Genomic DNA, 21,405 nt, shown 5'->3' with positions numbered 1-21,405 from the left:
CGGGTCTGGCTCCGGGGGGGCGGTCGCCCCGTGCGGTAGCTGCCTCCCACCCACTGTTTTTGCCAACCCCCTGTGGGAGCGAGCCTGCTCGCGAAGAAAGCGACGCGGTGTCACTGGAACACCGCGCCACCCAGAACTCAGCTATAAACGCGGCCAAGCAGCTGCCGATGGCTTTCAAACTGATCGAGCACATCACGGGTGATCTGATCCTGGGTGAAGCCCATCAAGTCGTAGTCCTGGCTGCCGTTGTGCAAATACACCTCGGCGCGGTAGTAACGTGCGCGGGGTTCATCAGCACTTTCAGCCGACACAGTGTCGCTCGCCGCCGCCAGATAACCATCCAGGCTCACTTCGTAGACAAACGGGTTGCCCTCCTCCATGTCGATCCTCACGCCCATGCAGCGCTTGGCCTTGCCCAATAGCGTCTGCACGTCCAGCCCCTGCCCGCGCAATTGCCCCGCCGCCTCTTCCAGCGCCGGGCTGACGTGCTTGTCCATGAAGCGTTGCACGATCGACTGGTTCGGCTGCAGGTCCAGCTGAGTCAAACGCTCGCTGAAACCACGGCGACCACGGGCGGCGAGTTCCGCTTGCTCCTGTTCGATCTGCACGTCCTGGCGCATGGCTTTGTGCAAGCCGAACATGAAGCACACCAGCACCACCGAGAACGGCAGACCGGCCAGCACCACCATGGTCTGCATGGCTTCGAAGTTACCGGCAAACAACAGGCCGATGGTCACCAGCGTGATGACGATGGACCAGAAGATCCGCAGCCAGTGCGGCGCATCTTCATCGACGTTGCCGCCCTTGCACGAAAGGTTGGCCATCATCACCGCGCCGGAATCCGCCGGGGTCAGGAACAGCACGAAGCCAACGAAGATCGATACGCCGATCACCACCTTCGACGCGGGGTAATGCTCCAGCAACTGGTAGATCGCCATGGACGGCTGTTCCAGCGCCGTCTTCCCGAGCTCCACCGCCCCATGGTTCATCACCAGGTCCAGGGCCGAGTTACCGAAGATCGACAACCACGCCAAGGTGAAACCCAGCGGAATGAGGAGCACGCCGGCTACCAGTTCCCGCACGGTGCGACCACGGGAGATACGCGCGATGAACATGCCGACGAATGGCGCCCAGGAAATCCACCATGCCCAGTAGAACAGGGTCCACAGGCCCAGCCAGCGATCTGACTTGTCACTGTTGCCTTCATACACATAGAGGTCGAAGGTCTTCAGCACCGCACCGTTCAGATAGTCGCCGATGTTTTGCACGAAACCGTTGAGCAGGTGCAGGGTCGGGCCAAACAGCAGCACGAAAATCAACAGGCCGCTGAACAACACGATGTTCAGGTTGGACAGACGGCGAATGCCGTTTTCCACGCCCGACACCGCAGCTATCGTCGCCACGGTGCTCATCACGATGATCACGATCAGCAGGTTCGTATTGCTGTGCTCCATGCCGAACAGATTTTCAAGGCCCGACGACACTTGCAGCGAGCCAATGCCCAGGTTCGTCACCAGACCCAGCAGGGTCACGAACATGCCGAAGCCATCGACCGCATGGCCGGCCGCGCCTTTGACCCAGCGCTCGCCCACCAGCGGATACAACGCCGAACGCAATGCCAGCGGCTGGTTGTGCCGGTAAGCAAAGTAGGCGACCGCCAACCCGACCAGGGCATAGATCGCCCAGCCATGCAGGCCCCAATGCAGGAATGTCAGCTGCACCGCCTGACGGGCGGCAAGGTTGCTGCCGGCCACGCCTTCCGGCGGATTGAAGTAGTGGTCCAGCGGCTCGGATGCACCGAAGTACAGCAGCGAGATGCCGATACCCGACGAGAACAGCATCCCCGCCCAGGCGCCGTAGCTGAAGTCCGGGGTGTCGTCCTTGCTGCCCAGCTTGAGCTTGCCATAGGAGGAAAACGCCAGGCCGACCACGAACACCAGGTAGGCGGCGATCACCACCATGTAGTACCAGCCGAAGCTGCGGGACAACCAGGCCTGGGCCATACCGAGCAGTCTGCCGGCCTCTTGCGGGGCGATGATCAGAATGGCGGTCAACAGCAGGATCAGCGCGGTAGAGGTGTAGAACACCCAACCGTTGACCGTCACCTTCTCGGGCGGGGTCTTTATTAGAGAGGCAGAACTCATGGCACAGGGGCTCCGGCAGTGCGAGAGAAAGACACAAGGCAACGCGATACCCGACCAATCGGTTAGAGGGCAGCCGACCGACGGGTGATATAAAGACACCCCGAAAAAAGCCCGATCCCCAGGAACGCCAGCGCGTATAGGTTTCGAGCAATTTTGGATGTCGGTTTTTCGCCATTTACATGTAGGAAAAATCTGTAAGCAGCGACGAATTGTCGCAGATCTTATTCTTTGTTGATTGAACGTTCAATCAAAACAAAATAGACTGGCCTTCAACCCGACAGACGTTTTACGTCCGGCGGAAGGCCTAAGGAGATGTGCAAGATGCCCAAGGTCGGTATGCAACCCATCCGTCGCCAGCAGTTGATCGAAGCCACGCTGCTGGCGGTAGATCAGGTCGGAATGGGGGACGCCAGCATTGCGCTGATCGCCCGTTTGGCCGGTGTCTCGAATGGCATCATCAGTCACTACTTTCAGGACAAGAATGGCCTGATCGCCGCCACGGCGCAGTATCTGATGAGTGTCCTCAGCGAGAACGTCACCGCGCGTCGTCAGGCGCTGGAAGACAGCAGCCCGCGGGCGCACCTTCAGGTGATTATCGAAGGCAACTTCGACGCCAGCCAGGTCAATGGCCCGGCAATGAAAACCTGGCTGGCCTTCTGGGCCACCAGCATGCACCACCCGTCATTGCACAGGTTGCAGCGGATCAACGATCACCGCCTGTATTCCAACCTGTGCTGCCAGTTCCGCCGTGTATTGCCGCTCGATGATGCGCGCAGTGCAGCCCGAGGCCTGGCAGCCCTCATTGACGGTTTGTGGTTGCGCGGCGCGCTGTCGGGGGATGCTTTCGACACCGCGCAGGCGCACCGGATCGCTTACGAATACATGGATTTCCAACTGGCAAAGAAGGTGAGCTAGAGCACACATAAAACGCTCAGTCCCTGAACCGCCACTGAACAGCGCCGCCAACGCTCCACGGCACGCTCCAGTGGTAACGCCAACCACTTATGCACTTGCGAGGACTTTATGGCCCGTTTCGAACTGCAAAAACTCTACATCGATGGCGGCTACAGTGACGCCAGCAGCGACGCCACTTTCGAAGCCATCAACCCGGCTAACGGTGAAGTCCTCGCAACCGTACAACGTGCGACCAAGGACGACGTCGAGCGCGCAGTGGTCAGTGCCGAAAAGGGCCAGAAGATCTGGGCGGCGATGACCGCCATGGAGCGTTCGCGCATCCTGCGCCGCGCCGTGGATATCCTGCGCGAGCGCAACGATGAACTGGCTGCCCTGGAGACCCTGGACACTGGTAAGTCGTACTCCGAAACCCGTTACGTCGACATCGTCACCGGTGCTGACGTGCTGGAGTACTACGCAGGCCTGGTGCCGGCCATCGAAGGCGAGCAGATCCCGCTGCGCACCACGTCGTTCGTCTACACCCGTCGCGAGCCGCTGGGCGTCGTGGCCGGTATCGGCGCGTGGAACTACCCGATCCAGATCGCCCTTTGGAAGTCCGCGCCAGCCCTGGCGGCCGGTAACGCGATGATCTTCAAGCCAAGCGAAGTCACGTCCCTGACCACGCTGAAACTGGCCGAGATCTACACCGAAGCCGGCGTTCCGGCGGGCGTGTTCAACGTCCTGACCGGCAGCGGCCGCGAAGTCGGCACCTGGCTGACCGAACACCCGCGCATCGAGAAAATCTCCTTCACCGGCGGCACCGACACCGGCAAGAAGGTCATGGCCAGCGCTTCGGGTTCGTCCTTGAAAGACGTGACCATGGAACTGGGCGGCAAATCCCCGCTGATCATCTTCGACGACGCCGACCTCGATCGCGCCGCCGACACCGCGATGATGGCCAACTTCTACAGCTCCGGCCAGGTCTGCACCAACGGCACTCGCGTGTTCGTACCGAGCCAGCTGAAAGCGGCTTTCGAAGCCAAGATCGCTGAGCGCGTTGCCCGCATCCGCATCGGTAACCCGGAAGACGAGAACACCAACTTCGGTCCGCTGGTCAGCTTTGCCCACATGGAAAGCGTGCTGGGCTACATCGCCAAGGGCAAGGAAGAAGGCGCTCGCCTGCTGTGCGGCGGCACTCGCCTGACCGACGGCGAATTCGCCAAGGGCGCGTTCGTGGCACCGACCGTGTTCACCGACTGCACCGACGAGATGACCATCGTGCGCGAAGAAATCTTCGGCCCGGTGATGAGCATCCTGACCTACGAAACCGAAGAAGAAGTGATCCGTCGCGCCAACGACACCGACTTCGGCCTGGCCGCTGGCGTCGTCACCAAGGACCTGAACCGCGCTCACCGCGTGATTCATCAACTGGAAGCCGGTATCTGCTGGATCAACGCCTGGGGCGAGTCCGACGCGAAGATGCCGGTCGGCGGCTACAAGCAGTCGGGCGTGGGCCGTGAGAACGGGATCAGCTCGCTGAACAACTTCACACGCATCAAATCGGTACAGGTGGAACTGGGCGATTACGCCTCGGTGTTCTAACCCCGGGTTTTGTATTGCCCGTGAGGCCGTCTTCGCTGGCAAGCCAGCTCCTACAGGTTTGGCGTCGTTCGCCAAATCATCGGTTACCCCGATCCTGTAGGAGCCGGCTTGCCGGCGATCGAGTGCGAAGCACTCGCCTAGGCCCGACCTGACCACTTTCAAAGAGGGTGCATTTCAATGTCCCAAGAATTCGACTACATCATCATCGGTGCCGGCTCGGCCGGTAACACCCTGGCGACCCGTCTGACTGAAGACGAAGGCGTCACCGTCCTGCTGCTCGAAGCCGGCGGTCCGGACTACCGTCTCGATTTCCGCACGCAAATGCCAGCCGCCCTGGCGTTCCCGCTGCAAGGCCGCCGCTACAACTGGGCCTACGAAACCGATCCAGAGCCACACATGGACGGTCGCCGGATGGAATGCGGTCGCGGCAAGGGCCTGGGGGGCTCGTCGCTGATCAACGGCATGTGCTACATCCGCGGCAACGCCATGGACTACGACAACTGGGCCAAGCTTCCAGGTCTTGAAGACTGGGACTACCTCAACTGCCTGCCGTACTTCAGAAAAGCGGAAACCCGCGACATCGGTCCGAACGACTACCACGGTGGCGACGGTCCGGTCAGCGTGACCACGCCCAAAGCCGGCAACAACCCGCTGTTCCACGCAATGGTTGAAGCCGGCGTGCAAGCCGGTTACCCGCGTACCGAAGACCTCAACGGTTATCAGCAGGAAGGCTTCGGCCCGATGGACCGTACCGTGACGCCGAACGGCCGTCGCGCCAGCACCGCCCGCGGTTACCTGGACATCGCCAAGAAGCGCTCGACCCTGACCATCGTCACCCACGCCCTGACCGACAAGATCCTGTTCGAAGGCAAGCGTGCGGTGGGCGTGCGTTACCTGATCGGCGCCGCTGAAGAACGCGTTGAAGCCCGCGCCCGCAAGGAAGTGCTGCTGTGCTCCGGCGCCATCGCGTCGCCGCAGATTCTGCAGCGTTCCGGCGTCGGCCCCGCCGAACTGCTGAACAAGCTCGACATTCCGGTGGTCCACGACCTGCCGGGCGTCGGTGAAAACCTGCAGGATCACCTCGAGTTGTATCTGCAATACGCCTGCACTCAACCGGTCTCGCTGTACCCGTCGCTGCTCTGGTACAACCAGCCGGCCATCGGTGCCGAGTGGCTGTTCAACGGCACCGGCATCGGCGCCAGCAACCAGTTCGAAGCCGGCGGTTTCATCCGCACCCGTCCGGAATTCGATTGGCCGAACATCCAGTACCACTTCCTGCCGGTGGCGATTAACTACAACGGCAGCAACGGTGTGAAGGAACACGGCTTCCAGGCGCACATGGGTTCCATGCGCTCGCCGAGCCGGGGTCGCGTCCAGGCCAAGTCCAAGGACCCGCGCGAGTACCCGAGCATCCTGTTCAACTACATGGCCACCGAGCAGGACTGGCAGGAATTCCGCGACGGCATCCGCCTGACCAGGGAAATCATGCAACAGCCTGCACTGGACGCCTTCCGTGGCCGCGAAATCAGCCCGGGCATCGACGTGCAATCCGATGAGCAGCTCGACAAGTTCATCCGCGAACACGCCGAAACCGCGTTCCACCCGTCCTGCTCGTGCAAGATGGGCACCGACGAGATGGCCGTGGTCGATGGCGAAGGTCGAGTGCACGGCATGCAGGGCCTGCGAGTGGTCGATGCGTCGATCATGCCGATCATCACCACCGGCAACCTGAATGCGCCGACGATCATGATCGCAGAGAAAATCGCCGACAAGATCCGTGGTCGCAAGCCGTTGCCGCGCAGCACCGCCGATTACTATGTGGCCGGTGATGCACCGGTGCGTGGCAAGCCGTTGCGGGATGTGAGCCTGACTGCTCAGTAATACAGTTACACCGAGCCGCGGCCTTCGCGAGCAGGCTCGCTCCCACATTTGATCTTCAGTGAACACAGAGTCTGTGAACACCCAAGATCAAATGTGGGAGCGAGCCTGCTCGCGAAAGCGTCCGACCAAACAACACATTTCTTCCTGACACTGTCCGGTAATCCCTCACACCCCGCCCAACCCTTGAACTCCCCCCCGCCCAGGCCTAATCTAGCGCCACGCAATCGTTACACCCCGCGCAATGCCGATGCTCCATACCAAGGAGGTCCACGAATGTTCGATTTCCACCCCCAGCTCAAGCAGCGCTTCGCTGCCTTGCGCACGGGCGCTGAATTCTTTTCGCTGCGCTATGTGCGCGAGTCCGGCCAGCACCTGTCAGTGCGCAAGAACGTCGCCGAGCCTCCGAGCCTGAGCCGGGACGAAGGTGCGATGCTGACGGTTCGGGTCAACGGCGTGGAGACCTATGCCGCGACCAACGACCTGTCCCAATCCGGTCTGCAGGCCGCGCTGGAGAAAGCCGAGCAACAAGCCCGCCGACTCAAGCCCCATGCCCTGCTCGACCTGCGCGAACAAGCCGTTTCCAGTGACCGTGCCGATTACTTCTCGCCGAACCTCGACCAGCCTTTCCCGTCCCTGAGCGATTGCTACCAATTGCTCGGCGCCGAATCCGCGGCCGTGCCCAAGGACGAGCGACTGGTAAACTGGCAGGTCAGCATCGGCATCACTGATGTCGAGCAGATCTACCTCAACAGCGCCGGTGCCGAACTGCGCCAGGCCCAGCGTTTCGTGTATCCGGGCCTGGACGTTACCGCCTACGACGGCAGCGACAGCCAGACCCGCACCCTCGGCCGCGAGAACTTCGGCCAGCAGGGTGGTTTTGATGTGATCAGCCGCTGCGGCCTGGTGGGTGCCGGTCCGAAAATCGCTGATCAGGCGCTGCAATTGCTGCTGGCGCCGAACACCCCGCAAGGCCCACGCGACCTGCTGCTGATGCCCGACCAGATGATGTTGCAGATCCACGAGTCCATCGGTCACCCGCTGGAACTGGATCGCATCCTCGGTGACGAGCGTAATTACGCCGGCACCAGCTTCGTCAAGGCACAAGACTTCGGCAGCCTGCAATACGGCTCCGAACTGCTGAACGTGACCTTCGATCCGGACATCCCTGAACAGCTCGCCAGTTACGGTCATGACGACGACGGCACCGCCGCCAGCAAGCAATTCCTGATCAAGGAAGGTTTGCTGCTGCGTCCACTGGGCGGTGCGCTGTCGCAATTCAGGGCCGGCATGAACGGCGTGGCCAACAGCCGCGCCTGTGGCTGGAATCGCCCGCCCATCGACCGCATGGCCAACCTGAACATCGAGCCCGGCGATCAACCGCTGGAGCAACTGATCGGCAACATCGAGCACGGCATTCTGATGAGCACCAATCGCTCCTGGTCCATCGACGATGCGCGCAACAAATTCCAGTTCGGCTGCGAATGGGCTCAACTGATCGAAAACGGCGAACTCAAGGGCGTGGTGAAAAACCCCAACTACCGGGCGATCTCCGCGCAGTTCTGGAAAAGCCTCAGCGCCGTCGGCGACGCCAGTACCGTCAAGGTCCTCGGCACCCCGAACTGCGGCAAGGGAGAACCGAATCAGGTGATCCGCGTCGGTCACGCGTCGCCGGCCTGCGTGTTCAGTCATGTTGATGTATTTGGGGGAGACGCCTGATGGGTACGTCCAGCAATCAGGCCGAAGCGTTCAAGGCCCTGGTCCACTGGTTGCGCGATGCTGTGCGCGAACCGGAACAATTCACCCTCAGCTACGCCGCAGAGTCATCGGCCTTCGTGCGCTTCAATCACGCCAAGGTGCGCCAGGCCGGTCAGGTGCGGCAAGCGAGCGTCGGCTTCAAGCTGATCGACGACGGGCGTCACGCCGACCTGGACATAACCCTCTGCGGGGACGTGCAAGTCGACCTCCAGCGCCTGTCCGAAGGGCTGCAACAGTTGCGCGACACCTTGCCGCTGCTGCCGCAGGACCCGTATCTGCTGCTCAACTACACCGGCTGGCAGAGTAAGAACGTGCAGGACCATCCGCTGCCGGACACCGAGCAAGTGGTCGCTGAAATCACCCGGGCGGCCGAAGGCCTGGACCTGGTGGGCTTCTACGCTGCCGGCCCGATCAGTCGGGGTTTCGCCAGTTCTTCGGGCGCGTTTGGCTGGCATCAGGCCAACAGCTTCAACTTCGACTTCAGCCTGTTCCATGACAATGGCCAGGCTGTCAAAGCCAGCTACGCCGGGCATGACTGGAGCAGCGAAGGGTTCACCAAGCGTTTTGCGCAAGCGCGCGAGCAACTGGCGTTTCTGGGGCGACCGCAGCGCACCCTGGCGCCGGGCCAGTACCGCGCCTACCTGGCACCGGCAGCCCTGGGTGAAATCATGGATATGCTGGGCTGGGGCGGTTTCTCTGCGCAGTCGATTGCCAGCAAGAACAGTCCGCTGCAGAAGCTATACGCAGGCGACAGTTCGTTCAGCCCGCTGGTGTCGCTCGATGAGAAGGTCAGCGGTTCATTGAGCCCGGCGTTTTCCGGGGAAGGCTATCCGCGCAGCGACCTGGGATTGATCGTCAATGGCAAGGCCGGCGCGCAAATGGTCAGTTCCCGCAGCGCCGCGGAATATGGCCTGACGGCCAATGGTGCCAGCGGCGGTGAAATGCCGAGCGCATTGAACATGGCGGCCGGAGCGTTGCCCGAGACAGAAATTCTCAAGCAGCTGGGCACCGGGCTGTACATCAGCAATCTCTGGTACCTGAACTACTCGGACCAGCCGGCGGCACGCCTGACCGGCATGACGCGCTTCGCGACCTTCTGGGTCGAGAACGGCGAGATCCAGGCGCCGGTGAGCACCATGCGCTTTGATGACAGCGCTTACAATTTGCTGGGAGCGCAGCTGGAGGCATTGACCGAGGAGCGCGAACTGTTGCTGTCGGCAAGTACCTACAGCCAGCGGGCGACCGCTTCGGCGTTGTTGCCGGGAGCGCTGATCAGCCGCCTGACGTTGACTCTGTAAACACGCATATCCCTGTAGGAGCGAGCTTGCTCGCGATGAATGTGAAGGCGACGCATTTTTCCAGGCAGCACGCGTCATCGTTCACGTCCATCGCGAGCAAGCTCGCTCCTACAGGATCGGTGGAATGCTCACACTGACAAGAGGCCCCATGCCCAACCGCCAACCTCTCGACGCTGTCACTGCCCGCTGGTTGCCGTGGGTCGTCGCCATTGCCTTCTTCATGCAGTCCCTCGACGGGACCATCCTCAATACCGCCCTGCCCGCCATGGCCCGAGACCTGGCCGAAGATCCGCTGCGCATGCAAGGCGTGATCATCGCCTACATGCTCACCGTCGCCCTGCTGATCCCGGCCTCGGGCTGGATCGCCGACCGCTTCGGCACCAAGAAAATCTTCTTCGGCGCGATCTTGCTGTTCAGCATCGGCTCGTTGCTCTGCGCGCTGTCGAACACCTTGAGCATGCTGATCGGCGCCCGGGTGATTCAGGGCCTGGGCGGAGCGCTGATGCTGCCGGTCGGGCGCCTGGTGGTGTTGCGCGCCTACCCGCGCTCGGAGCTGGTACGGATCATGGGCTTTATCACCATTCCCGGACTGCTCGGCCCCTTGCTCGGCCCGACCATGGGCGGCTGGATGGTGGAATACCTGACCTGGCACTGGATCTTCTTGCTCAACCTGCCGGTGGGCGCCATCGGGTGTTACGCCGTCTGGAAATTCATTCCTGATCTGCGCGGCACCGAACGCACCCGTTTCGATAGCCTGGGTTTTTTGCTATTTGGCGCGGCGATGGTGCTGATCACCATCGCCATGGAAGGACTCGGCGAACTGCACCTGCCGCACTTGCGCGTGATGTTGCTGCTGTTCGGCGGCATGGCGTGTCTGGCCGCGTACTGGCTGCGCGCAGGGCACATCGACAATCCACTGTTCGCGCCCTCGCTGTTCAAGACCCGGACGTTTGCCGTGGGTATTCTCGGCAACCTGTTCGCTCGCCTGGGCAGCGGCGCGTTGCCGTTCCTCGTGCCGTTGCTGCTGCAAGTGGCGCTGGGTTATTCGCCCTCCCAGGCCGGCATGAGCATGTTGCCGCTGGCAGCCGCGGCAATGGTCGCCAAGTCGGTGGCGCGACCGCTGATCGAGCGTCTGGGCTACCGCATCGTGCTGACCGGGAACACCCTGGCGCTGGGACTGATGCTGGCGAGCATGGGCCTGGTCAGCGAGCAGACGCCCTATTGGTTGTTGCTGGGCATGCTGGCGATCCTCGGCGCCATCAACTCGCTGCAGTTCACCGCGATGAACACCGTGACCCTGATCGACCTCGACGACGCCAGCGCCAGCAGCGGTAACAGCTTGCTGTCAGTTGTGGCTCAGTTGTCCTTGAGCCTGGGTGTTGCCTGCGCCGGTGCGTTGCTCGGCGGGTTCACCGCGGAGGCTGGAAACGACGGCGTAGATACTGTTTTAGGGGCGTTCCAGTTGACCTTTGTGACTGTCGGAATCATGGCAATGTTGGCTGCGACGATCTTTTCACAGTTATCCAAGGAAGACGGACGGCGCGTCAGAAGTCCGGAACAACACATAGAGCCTTAGTTTCCAGACGAGAAGTGCCTGCGCTCGACCATGCTGCGTTGAAAACAGGCTCGAAATGCTCATTGGCTAAAGCCAAGTCGAGTGCGACCCCAGCCGTTTCTCGCCTGTTTTACGCGCTTCGCTTGCCCTTCGGGCCAGCCGTTGGCTGTTACTCGCTACGCTCGTTGCGCCTTGGCTGGTCTTCGCTCGGCGACTTCTCGTCTGGAAACTACGGGCGAATGGCCATGGGACTGATACACTGCGCGACATTTTGTTTTGCAGGCCAGTCCCGTGACCACCATCGCCACCGCTTTTAATACTTTGCCGCTGTCCGCCGCCATGCTGGCTAACCTCGACTCCCTCGGTTATGCCCAGATGACGCCGATCCAGGCGCAAAGCTTGCCGGTGATCCTCAAGGGGATGGACCTGATCGCCCAGGCCAAGACCGGCAGCGGCAAGACCGCCGCCTTCGGTATCGGCCTGCTGAACCCGATCAATCCGCGCTTTTTCGGTTGCCAGGCGCTGGTCATTTGCCCGACCCGTGAGCTGGCTGACCAGGTCGCCAAGGAAATCCGTCGGCTGGCCCGTGCCGAAGACAACATCAAGGTCCTGACCCTGTGCGGCGGCGTGTCGTTCGGCCCGCAGATCGGCTCCCTGGAGCATGGCGCGCACATCATCGTCGGTACCCCGGGTCGTATTCAGCAGCACCTGCGCAAGGGTTCGCTGGTACTCCACGGCCTGAACACGCTGATCCTCGACGAAGCCGACCGCATGCTCGACATGGGCTTCTACGATTCCATTGAAGAAATCATCGCCCAGTGCCCGGAGCGACGTCAGACCCTGCTGTTCTCCGCCACCTATCCGGTGGGCATCAAGCAGCTGGCATCGAAATTCATGCGCAACCCGCAGCAAGTGAAGGCCGAGGCGTTCCACGACGACACGCAGATCGAGCAGCGCTTCTACGAAATTTCTCCGGATGAGCGCATGAGCGCCGTGACCAAGGTGCTCGGTCACTTCCGTCCAGCCTCGTGCGTCGCGTTCTGCTTCACCAAGCAGCAGGTCCAGGAAACCGTCGATCACCTGACCTCCAAAGGCATCTCTGCAGTCGGCCTGCACGGCGATCTGGAACAGCGTGATCGCGACCAGGTGCTGGCGATGTTCGCCAACCGCAGCACCTCGGTACTGGTCGCCACCGACGTCGCCGCGCGCGGCCTGGACATCGATGCGCTGGACATGGTGATCAACGTCGAACTGGCCCGTGACTCGGAAATCCATATTCACCGTGTTGGCCGTACGGGCCGTGCCGGCGAGAAAGGCATCGCGATCAGCCTCGTGGCTCCGTCCGAAGCGCACCGCGCCCAGGCCATCGAGCAATTGCAGAAATCGCCGTTGAGCTGGGATCAGCTGGACAACCTCACCTCCCAGGGCGGCGGGCCGCTGCTGCCGGTGATGAGCACGCTGTGCATTGGCGCGGGCCGTAAAGACAAGGTCCGTCCGGGCGACATTCTGGGTGCACTGACGGGCGATGCCGGGATCCCGGGTGCCCAGGTGGGCAAGATTGCGATCTTCGATTTCCAGGCATTTGTCGCCGTGGAGCGAGGGATCGCCAAGCAGGCCCTGCAGCGCCTGAACGACGGTAAAATCAAAGGCCGCTCGCTGCGCGTGCGCATCCTGTAAGAACACCGCCACCCACTTGTAGGAGCGAGCTTGCTCGCGAAAAACCCGAGCTCACCGCGTTCAGCCAGGCTGCCAGCGTTATCGTTGACGTCCTTCGCGAGCAAGCTCGCTCCTACAAGGTCCGGGTTAGCCCTGAGATTTGTAAGAGGACACCGTTTTGCGTTCTACCGAAGTCGTGATCATTGGCGCTGGCGCCGCAGGGTTGATGTGTGCGCTGACCGCCGCCGGGCGTGGACGCAAGGTGATGTTGCTCGATCACGCCAACAAGGCTGGCAAGAAAATCCTGATGTCGGGCGGTGGTCGCTGCAATTTCACCAACATGTACAGCGAACCTGGCAATTTTCTCTCGCAGAACGAGCACTTCTGCAAATCCGCCCTGGCTCGGTACACCCAGTGGGATTTCATCGGCATGGTCGCCAAACACGGCGTGCCGTACCACGAGAAAAAGCTCGGCCAGTTGTTCTGCGATAACAAATCCAGCGACATCCTCGAAATGCTGCTCAACGAGTGCGAGCAGGTCGGCGTCAGCTTGCACCTGGACACATCGATCCAGACCATCGAAAAACTCGAACGGGGTTACCTGCTGGACACAACACTGGGCCAGATCACCTGCGAATCGTTGGTAATCGCCACGGGCGGCCTGTCGATTCCCACCCTGGGTGCAACGGGTTTCGGCTATCAGGTGGCCAGGCAATTCGGCCACGATTTGCTGCCGACCCGCGCGGGTTTGGTGCCGTTCACCATCACCGATCAGCTCAAGGAGCTTTGCACGGAGTTGTCCGGTACGTCGGTGGATTGCCTGGTGAGCTGCAACGACCAGAGCTTTCGCGAGAACATCCTGTTTACCCACCGCGGCCTCAGCGGCCCGGCGATTTTGCAGATTTCTTCGTTCTGGGAGTCCGGCGACACGGTGGAAATCAACCTGCTGCCGGATCACGACGTGCCGGGCTGGCTACAACAGCAACAAGCCGAACGCCCGAACAGCGAACTCAAAACCCTGCTGGGTGAAATCTTCACCAAGAAGATGGCCAACCTGCTGGCAGACAACTGGTTCGTCTCCAAGCCGATGAAACAGTACACCCACGGGGAAATTGCCGACATCGCGCAGAAACTGGCGAGCTGGAGAGTGGTACCGGCCGGCACCGAAGGGTATCGCACGGCCGAAGTGACACTGGGTGGCGTCGACACCCGCGAAGTGTCGTCCAAGACCATGGAATCACTGAAAAGCCCTGGCCTCTACTTCATCGGCGAAGTGCTCGACGTGACCGGGCATCTGGGGGGTTTCAACTTTCAGTGGGCCTGGGCCTCGGGCTACGCCGCCGCGCAATACGTCTGACCACACCGTCCCCTGTAGGAGCTGGCTTGCCAGCGAAGGTCGTTAACGATAACGCGTGCATTCAGGATAAACGCGGCGCCCGGAAATGCTTCGCTGGCAAGCCAGCTCCTACAGGGGATCGCATTTCAAATCCTGGAATGGTTCGAAGAGAAGGAACAGATTTTGCTGTCAGATGTGATCGGCGCCGTTGCGTCGACGTCATTACTGGCTCAATTTAGCTTCATTGCCTCGGAAGGCCTTCGCACTTCATGTCATCGACCTCGTTCAGTCAGTCTCTGCGTCGCCTCTGGGCGCTGGATAAATTCAGCTACAGCGTGCGGGTGTTCATCGCCCTGACCGGCAGCATGGCGCTGTGCTGGTATCAGGACGAGATGGCGCTGCTGATTCCGTTATTCCTGGGCATCATCGCCAGCGCCTTGGCCGAGACTGACGACAGTTGGCAAGGCCGTCTCAACGCCCTGGCCGTGACGCTGGTGTGTTTCAGTGTCGCCGCCCTTTCCGTCGAACTGCTCTTCCCCTACCCCATCGTCTTTGTCATCGCCCTCGCGCTGGCCAGTTTCGGCCTGACCATGCTGGGCGCCCTGGGCGAACGCTACGGCGCGATCGCGTCGGCAACACTTATTTTGTCGGTCTACACCATGATCGGTGTCGAACAGCGTGGCGGTGCAGTCACTGATTTCTGGCATGAACCGGTGCTGTTGGTAGCGGGAGCGGCCTGGTATGGCTTGCTCTCGGTGCTGTGGCAGGCGATGTTCTCCAACCAGCCGGTGCAGCAGAGCCTGGCGCGATTGTTCCGCGAACTGGGTTATTACCTGAAGCTGAAATCGTCGCTGTTCGAGCCGATCCGGCAGATAGACGTGGAAGCACGCCGCCTCGAACTGGCCCAGCAGAACGGCCGGGTGGTGGCCGCATTGAACGCCGCCAAGGAGATCATCCTGCACCGGGTCGGCGATGGTCGACCAGGGGCGAAAGTCAGCCGTTACCTGAAATTGTATTTCCTCGCCCAGGACATCCACGAGCGCGCCAGCTCCTCGCACTACCCTTACAACGCCCTGGCCGATGCCTTCTTCCACAGCGACGTGCTGTTCCGCTGTCAGCGCCTGCTGCGCCAGCAAGGCAAAGCCTGTCGCGCGCTGGCCGAGTCGATCCAGATGCGCCAGCCATTTATATATGACGCCAGTTTCGCCGAAACCCTGAGCGACCTCCACGCCTCCCTCGAACACCTGCGCAACCAGAGCAACCCGGCCTGGCGCGGTCTGTTGCGTTCATTGCGCGCACTGGCGGCCAACCTCGGCACCCTTGACCGTCTGCTCAGCGATGCCAGCAACCCCGACTCGCTGGCCGATGCCACCGACAGCAGCCTGCTCGACCGCTCGCCACGCAGCCTCAAGGATGTCTGGATGCGCTTGCGTACGCAACTGACGCCCACCTCGCTGCTGTTCCGCCACGCCCTGCGATTGCCCCTGGCCCTGAGCATCGGCTACGGCATGGTGCATTTGATCCACCCGTCCCAGGGTTACTGGATCATCCTTACCACGCTCTTTGTCTGCCAGCCGAACTACGGCGCGACAAGATTGAAGCTGGGTCAACGGATCATCGGCACTGCCATCGGCCTGACCGTGGCCTGGGCGCTTTTCGACTTGTTCCCCAACCCCCTGGTTCAGTCGTGCTTCGCGATCGCCGCCGGCGTGGTGTTCTTTATCAGCCGCACCACCCGCTATACCCTGGCGACGGCGGCAATCACCCTGATGGTGTTGTTCTGCTTCAATCAGGTCGGGGACGGGTACGGGCTGTTCCTGCCGCGGCTGTTCGATACCTTGCTCGGCAGTCTGATTGCCGGACTGGCGGTGTTCCTGTTCCTGCCGGATTGGCAAGGTCGACGCCTGAACAAAGTGCTGGCCAACACCCTGACCTGCAACAGCATTTATCTGCGCCAGATCATGCAGCAATACGCCGCCGGCAAAAGCGACGACCTGGCCTATCGCCTGGCCCGACGCAATGCCCACAACGCCGACGCCGCGCTGTCCACCACGTTGGCGAACATGCTGATGGAGCCGGGTCATTTCCGTAAGGAAGCGGATGTCGGGTTTCGGTTCCTGGTGTTGTCGCACACCTTGCTCAGCTATTTGTCAGGTCTGGGCGCGCATCGCGAAACCCGGCTACCGCCAGACGTACGCGAGCATTTGATCCAGGGTGCCGGGACGAGACTGGCCGCCAGCATCGATGAAATCGCCCAGGGCCTGGCGAGTAAACAACCGATTGCGATTCAGAGCGATGAAGAAGAGGCGCTGGCCAATGCGCTGGAACACATGCCCGATGAGATCGATGAAGGACAACGGCTGGTGCAGACGCAGTTGGGGCTGATCTGTCGGCAGCTGGGGCCGTTGCGCACCTTGGCCGCGCATTTGATCAAGGATACGAATGAGGATTGAGATCTGCGGTGGCTGCGCGGGCCTCTTCGCTGGCAAGCCAGCTCCTACAAGGATTGCGAAAACTCTGTAGGAGCTGGCTTGCCAGCGAAGAGGCCATCAGCAACACCACAAAAAGTCACACCCCAAGCCGTTGCGCGAAATGAATGATGGCATTGTGGCCTTTGTCACAGATGTATTCGCCATACAGACATCTTTGGCCTGGGCGCTTAGTATCGGAGCGAGTTGATCAAGGAATGTGAAGATGACAATCGATTGGGTCTGCAAACACCACAGTGACCTGGGCAAAGAGCAGCTGTACGCCATTCTGCAGTTGCGTGCGCAGGTGTTCGTTGTCGAGCAGAAATGCGCCTATCAGGACGTGGATGGCCAGGATCTGGAAGGCGACACCTGCCATTTGATGGGTTGGGACGGCGAGCGGCTGGTGGCGTACCTGCGGTTGCTCGATCCGGAGCTACAGGGTGGCGATGTGGTGATCGGACGGGTGATCACCGCACCAGAGGCGCGTGGCAAGGGATTGGGGCATGAGTTGGTCAACCAGGCATTGAAGCAGGCTGAAAAGCGCTGGCCTGAGGTACCGATCTATCTGTCGGCCCAGTCGCACTTGCAGGGATATTACGGGCGGTATGGGTTTGTCGTGGTGGGCGAGGAGTTTCTTGAGGATGACATTCCGCATATCGGGATGCGTCGTCCCTGAGGCCCCCTTCGCGAGCAAGCCCGCTCCCACAGGTTCCGGGTTGGATTACAAATTTGTATTCCATCCGCGATCACTGTGGGAGCTGGCTTGCCAGCGAAGGCGTCAAATCAAACGCCGCAGAAGCTAGGGGTAATCCAACACCGCCTTGATCTGCCTCAAATGACGCTCGATCCATCCCCGATCGATCGCCCCCCACTCGCGAATCCGATAACGCCCGGCATGATTGCGCGCGCCTTCTTCCTGTTCGAACTCGCAAACAATGTCCAGATCCGCCAGCGCCGCGATGGTGTCCTGCGCGGTGCGCCGTGGCATGCCGGTCACTTCGGTCAACGCCGGGACGCTACTCGCCAGCCCGCTGTCGATCAGGTACGCCACGTACAACCGGCGGTAGAAGCTGCTCTTGGTCTTGCTGACATCCATCCCTGCGCTCCACATCATTCAGAAGATCTTTATTGCAAATCCCGCCAAGTCAGATAAACCCGCAGGTCAAACTCCACCTGGTGATAACCCGGCAACATGTGTTCGCATAACTTGTAGAACGCCTTGTTGTGATCCGACTCTTTGAAATGCGCCAGCTCATGCACCACGATCATTTTCAGAAACTCGGAAGGCGCCTCCTTGAACAACGAGGCCACGCGAATTTCTTTCTTGGCCTTGAGCTTGCCGCCCTGCACCCGGGAGATCGTGGTATGCAGGCCGAGGGCGCGATGGGTCAGGTCCAGACGGTTGTCGAACAAGACCTTGTCGATCGCCGGGGCATTACGCAAAAACGCCTGTTTCAAGTCCAGCGCGTACGTATACAGCGCCTTATCGCTCTGCACGTCGTGCTTCTGCGGGTAACGCTGGCTCAAATAGTCATCCAGCCGACCTTCGGCGATCAGCTGGCGCACTTGGTCCTGCAATGCAGCGGGATAGGCCTGGAGGTATTTCAACACGGTCATCGGGGCGGGCAACACCAGAAACGAACAGGTTGCCAGTGTAGCGAATTCAGCGCACCAGCGTGCTCCAGTCGAATGGCTGCACAAAGTCGCCGACATCCTCGGCCATCATCGGTCGCCCGATCAAAAACCCTTGTACGTACTCGCAGCCATTGGCGTGCAACCACTCGTATTGCGCAACGGTTTCTACGCCTTCGGCCACCACCACCAGTTCGTATTGCTTGCACAGGTCGATCACATTGCGCACCAGCGCGGCATCCCGTGAAGACGCCGGCAGTCGAGAGATCAACTGACGGTCGAGCTTAAGCGTGTCCAACTCCAGGTCGCGCAGATGAGACAGCGAGCACGGCCCGGAACCAAAGTCATCCAGGGCCACCCGCACCCCCAGATTGCGCAGCAAACGCAGCTGTTTGCGGGTTTCCTCGGGATTGTGCATCAAGGCCTCTTCGGTAACCTCGACTTCCAGATGTCGTGCCTGCAAACCGTTGCGCTCCAGCACCTGGCGCAATTCGGCGACCAGGTTGGGCATGCCGAACTGCGTGCCGCTCAGACTGACACCCAGCACCAGGTCCTCGGCAAACAAGGCCTCCCAGGCCTTGCGCTGACCTGCCCCGCGCTGGTAGATCCAACTGCCCAACCGACTGATCAATCGCGCCTCTTCCAGCAGTGGCAAAAACAACCCTGGCGGCACATCGCCGACACTCGGGTGCTGCCAGCGCAGCAGTGCTTCGAAGCCGCGAATCTGTCCGCTGGCGATGGATACCTGGGGTTGGTACACCAGATTGAAATCACGGTTTTCGATGGCTGCCCGGACACTGTCTTCGAGCATCAACCGCGAGCGTGCCCGGCCATTCATTGCGTGATCGTAGAAACGATACTGCTGACGGCCGGCACGCTTGGCTTCATACATGGCGATGTCCGACGCTCGCAACAAGCCGTCGAGATTGGCCCCGCAATCGGGAAAAGTGGCGATACCGATGCTGGCGCCCAAGGCGATATCCAGGCCGTCGATCTGCTGACAGATCGACACACGCTCAATCAGTTTCTCGGCAATCTTTGCCGCTTGCTCGGGGAATTCCAGGTCCAGCAATGCCGTGAACTCGTCGCCGCCCATGCGTGCCAGGATGTCAAAAGGTCGCAGACAGGCCTTCAACTGTTCGGACACCCAACGCAGCACCCGGTCACCGGCATCGTGACCGAGGGAGTCATTGACCCGCTTGAAGCCGTCCAGGTCCAGATACAGCAATACCCAGACACTGTCAGCGCGTTCGCCACGCAGCAGAAGGTTTTCCACGGTCTGGTAGAAACCCCGACGATTGAGCAGCCCGGTCAGCGGGTCGGTCACTGCCTGATACTCCAGCTGTTGATGCAAATGACAGACGACCGACATGTCCAGCACCGTCACCACCATGGCCTGCTGCTCGGCAGGCAAAGGTGCGCAGGACAGCGCGACGGGCACTTGCTGACCCGGTGCCGTGCGCAGCAATGCGTCATGCAGGCGCAGGGTTTCACCGCGCCGGTAACCGTCGAGCAATTCGGAGTCGGCCCAGACGGGGATGTGTGGCTTTTGCAGGTAATCCAGAAATTCCTTGCCCTGCAGCTCTTGCACAGTGGCGTTGAGCAGCCGCGACATCGCGGGATTGGCAAACCGGATAAGACCATCCTCACCGACCACCACGATGCCTTCGGCGGCGTTGTCCAATACCGAAGCATTAAATGCGCGAGCAACCTCCAGATCGTGGCTCAGGCGCTGCAATGCGCGGCGATTTCTCTGATGCTCAAGCACCGCCTGGACTTTCGGCTTGAGGATTTGCGGGTCGAAGGGTTTGAACAGGTAATCCACCGCGCCGCTGGCATAGCCCTTGATCACGGCGGCCTGGGACTGTTCATTGGCGGTGAGGAAAATGATCGGCGTGTGGCAGGTGCGCTGGCTGCCGCGCATCAGGCGCGCGACTTCAAAGCCGTCCATGCCCGGCATCTGAACATCCAGCAGCACCAGGTCGACATCGTGTACGAGCAACAAATCCAGGGCTTCGAAGCCCGAGGCAGCGGTCATTACCCGCCAGTCCTGGCGCTGGAGCAGCGCGCGCAGGCTGATCAGGTTTTCCGGGTAATCATCGACGATTAAAAGAATTGAGCTGGCTTCGGCTGGTGTCGCTTGCGCGCATTCCATGCTGCTTCTCTTTTTCGGGGCGGCAGGCCGGTTTCTAATGAAAGCCGGACAAATACTAAGCCTTCACTCTAGACCGTGATCTGTGAAAGCAGAAGGTGTCATAACGCCATCATTTAACCATTGAGTTCATTTACCGACTAACGGTCACCCCTGCAAGCCCCTGAAACCGGGGAAGATGGCATTACGACAGGATGTTGACGCCAACCAACTGCCAGACGGGCATTAACAAATCAGCGTTCCGCGATTATAAAGACCGCCCTCCAAGGCGCGTGCCAGAGCATCTGGCACGCGCGTGCAGCAAAAAAAATCGTGGAAGCTTTTTGACTATGATCGATCTCGCAACCTGGAACCTGAGTGTTCCCGTCGGCAATCCGCCGTACACCGTCGACACTCCGAAATTGGTGAACGGCTTCAAGGATCAATACTTCCACTCCAACACCGGGACACTTTTTTTCTGGTCGCCCGTCACGGGTACCCGCACTGAAAACGCCAAGTATCCACGCACCGAATTACGCGAAACGTACAGCAACGGAACCCTGCGCAACTGGCTCTATCCGGAAGCCGACAACTCCTTGCGCGCCACGCTGGCCGTTAACCAGGTGCCCAGTTCCGGCAAGCTCGTCATCGGCCAGATTCACGCCTATCAAAGCCAGAAGCCCATGGTGAAGGTCGAGTACCAGTACAAGACCGAGACGCAAACAGGCAACATTGTCGCCAAAGTGCGCATGCGCCCCGATGACGGCGACGGACGGGTGATTACCATCGCCACCGGCGTGAAGCTGGATCAGCAATTCTCCTACATGATTCACCTGAGCCCCCACGGCGCACTGGGCATCAGTGCGGCGGGCTACCAGTGGAACACTGACATCAGCAAGACCTGGAGCGTCAAGCCGCTGTACTTCAAGGCCGGGGTGTATGTGCAGGACCACACCGGGTACACCAGCGAAGGCGGGCAGGTAACATTTACCAAGCTGGATATTGATCACGATAAGTAATTGAATCGTATCAATCGAAAAAATCGCAGCT

At 60.7% G+C, this 21,405-nt stretch carries 15 protein-coding genes; 11 read left to right on the top strand and 4 right to left on the bottom strand.

Annotation, left to right across the window (positions count from 1 at the left end):
- Positions 1–137: 137 nt before the first annotated feature.
- Positions 138–2,087, bottom strand: coding sequence for a BCCT family transporter (locus tag J2W17_RS26625; protein WP_307341795.1), 1,950 nt, complete (start codon positions 2,085–2,087; stop codon positions 138–140).
- 378 nt (positions 2,088–2,465) lie between these two features.
- Between J2W17_RS26625 and betI the strand changes: the two genes are divergently transcribed.
- From betI to J2W17_RS26575, 10 genes are all read left to right on the top strand, one after another.
- Entirely contained in the window at positions 2,466–3,059 is a 594-nt protein-coding gene (gene betI / locus J2W17_RS26620) for a transcriptional regulator BetI (RefSeq protein WP_307341782.1), read from the top strand.
- 108 nt (positions 3,060–3,167) lie between these two features.
- A complete protein-coding gene (gene betB, locus J2W17_RS26615; protein ID WP_307341779.1) occupies positions 3,168–4,640 on the top strand; it encodes a betaine-aldehyde dehydrogenase in 1,473 nt (490 codons plus the stop codon).
- 177 nt (positions 4,641–4,817) lie between these two features.
- On the top strand, positions 4,818–6,521 hold the full coding sequence (gene betA, locus J2W17_RS26610) for a choline dehydrogenase (RefSeq protein WP_307341776.1): 1,704 nt from the start codon (positions 4,818–4,820) through the stop codon (positions 6,519–6,521).
- 273 nt (positions 6,522–6,794) lie between these two features.
- Positions 6,795–8,237, top strand: a complete 1,443-nt coding sequence (locus J2W17_RS26605; protein WP_307341771.1) for a TldD/PmbA family protein — start codon at positions 6,795–6,797, stop codon at positions 8,235–8,237.
- Positions 8,237–9,574, top strand: a complete 1,338-nt coding sequence (locus J2W17_RS26600; RefSeq protein ID WP_307341768.1) for a TldD/PmbA family protein — start codon at positions 8,237–8,239, stop codon at positions 9,572–9,574. The genes J2W17_RS26605 and J2W17_RS26600 overlap by 1 nt, the downstream gene beginning before the upstream one ends.
- Positions 9,575–9,722: 148 nt before the next feature.
- Positions 9,723–11,150, top strand: a complete 1,428-nt coding sequence (gene mdtD / locus J2W17_RS26595) for a multidrug transporter subunit MdtD (RefSeq protein WP_307341765.1) — start codon at positions 9,723–9,725, stop codon at positions 11,148–11,150.
- 318 nt (positions 11,151–11,468) lie between these two features.
- The gene (gene dbpA, locus J2W17_RS26590; protein ID WP_307341793.1) at positions 11,469–12,806 is read left to right on the top strand and encodes an ATP-dependent RNA helicase DbpA; all 1,338 of its coding nucleotides are present in this window, start codon (positions 11,469–11,471) and stop codon (positions 12,804–12,806) included.
- A 157-nt stretch (positions 12,807–12,963) separates the two neighbouring features.
- Positions 12,964–14,142, top strand: a complete 1,179-nt coding sequence (locus J2W17_RS26585) for an NAD(P)/FAD-dependent oxidoreductase (RefSeq protein ID WP_307341762.1) — start codon at positions 12,964–12,966, stop codon at positions 14,140–14,142.
- Between the two features lie 248 nt (positions 14,143–14,390).
- Complete coding sequence (gene yccS / locus J2W17_RS26580; RefSeq protein WP_307341759.1) at positions 14,391–16,574, top strand: YccS family putative transporter; 2,184 nt, start codon at positions 14,391–14,393, stop codon at positions 16,572–16,574.
- A 241-nt stretch (positions 16,575–16,815) separates the two neighbouring features.
- Complete coding sequence (locus J2W17_RS26575; RefSeq protein WP_307341756.1) at positions 16,816–17,268, top strand: GNAT family N-acetyltransferase; 453 nt, start codon at positions 16,816–16,818, stop codon at positions 17,266–17,268.
- A gap of 123 nt (positions 17,269–17,391) precedes the next feature.
- Here J2W17_RS26575 and J2W17_RS26570 read toward each other — a convergent pair whose 3' ends face one another.
- From J2W17_RS26570 to J2W17_RS26560, 3 genes are read right to left on the bottom strand one after another with little or no spacing between them, the layout of a single operon-like run.
- On the bottom strand, positions 17,392–17,688 hold the full coding sequence (locus J2W17_RS26570; RefSeq protein ID WP_064680201.1) for a winged helix-turn-helix domain-containing protein: 297 nt from the start codon (positions 17,686–17,688) through the stop codon (positions 17,392–17,394).
- Positions 17,689–17,717: 29 nt separating this feature from the next.
- Positions 17,718–18,209 carry a M48 metallopeptidase family protein gene (locus J2W17_RS26565; protein ID WP_307341752.1) on the bottom strand — a complete coding sequence of 164 codons (492 nt, stop codon included), beginning with the start codon at positions 18,207–18,209 and terminating at the stop codon, positions 17,718–17,720.
- Positions 18,210–18,255: 46 nt separating this feature from the next.
- Positions 18,256–20,379, bottom strand: coding sequence for a putative bifunctional diguanylate cyclase/phosphodiesterase (locus J2W17_RS26560; RefSeq protein ID WP_307341749.1), 2,124 nt, complete (start codon positions 20,377–20,379; stop codon positions 18,256–18,258).
- A 326-nt stretch (positions 20,380–20,705) separates the two neighbouring features.
- Between J2W17_RS26560 and J2W17_RS26555 the strand changes: the two genes are divergently transcribed.
- Positions 20,706–21,374 (top strand): polysaccharide lyase family 7 protein, encoded by a 669-nt coding sequence (locus tag J2W17_RS26555; RefSeq protein WP_307341746.1) that lies wholly within the window; start codon positions 20,706–20,708, stop codon positions 21,372–21,374.
- Positions 21,375–21,405 lie beyond the last annotated feature (31 nt).

The sequence above is a fragment of the Pseudomonas lini genome (assembly GCF_030812475.1).
Classification (GTDB): Bacteria; Pseudomonadota; Gammaproteobacteria; order Pseudomonadales; family Pseudomonadaceae; genus Aquipseudomonas; species Aquipseudomonas lini_A.
Note: the sequence above shows the minus strand (reverse complement) of the source record. Positions and strands in the feature narration are given on the sequence as shown.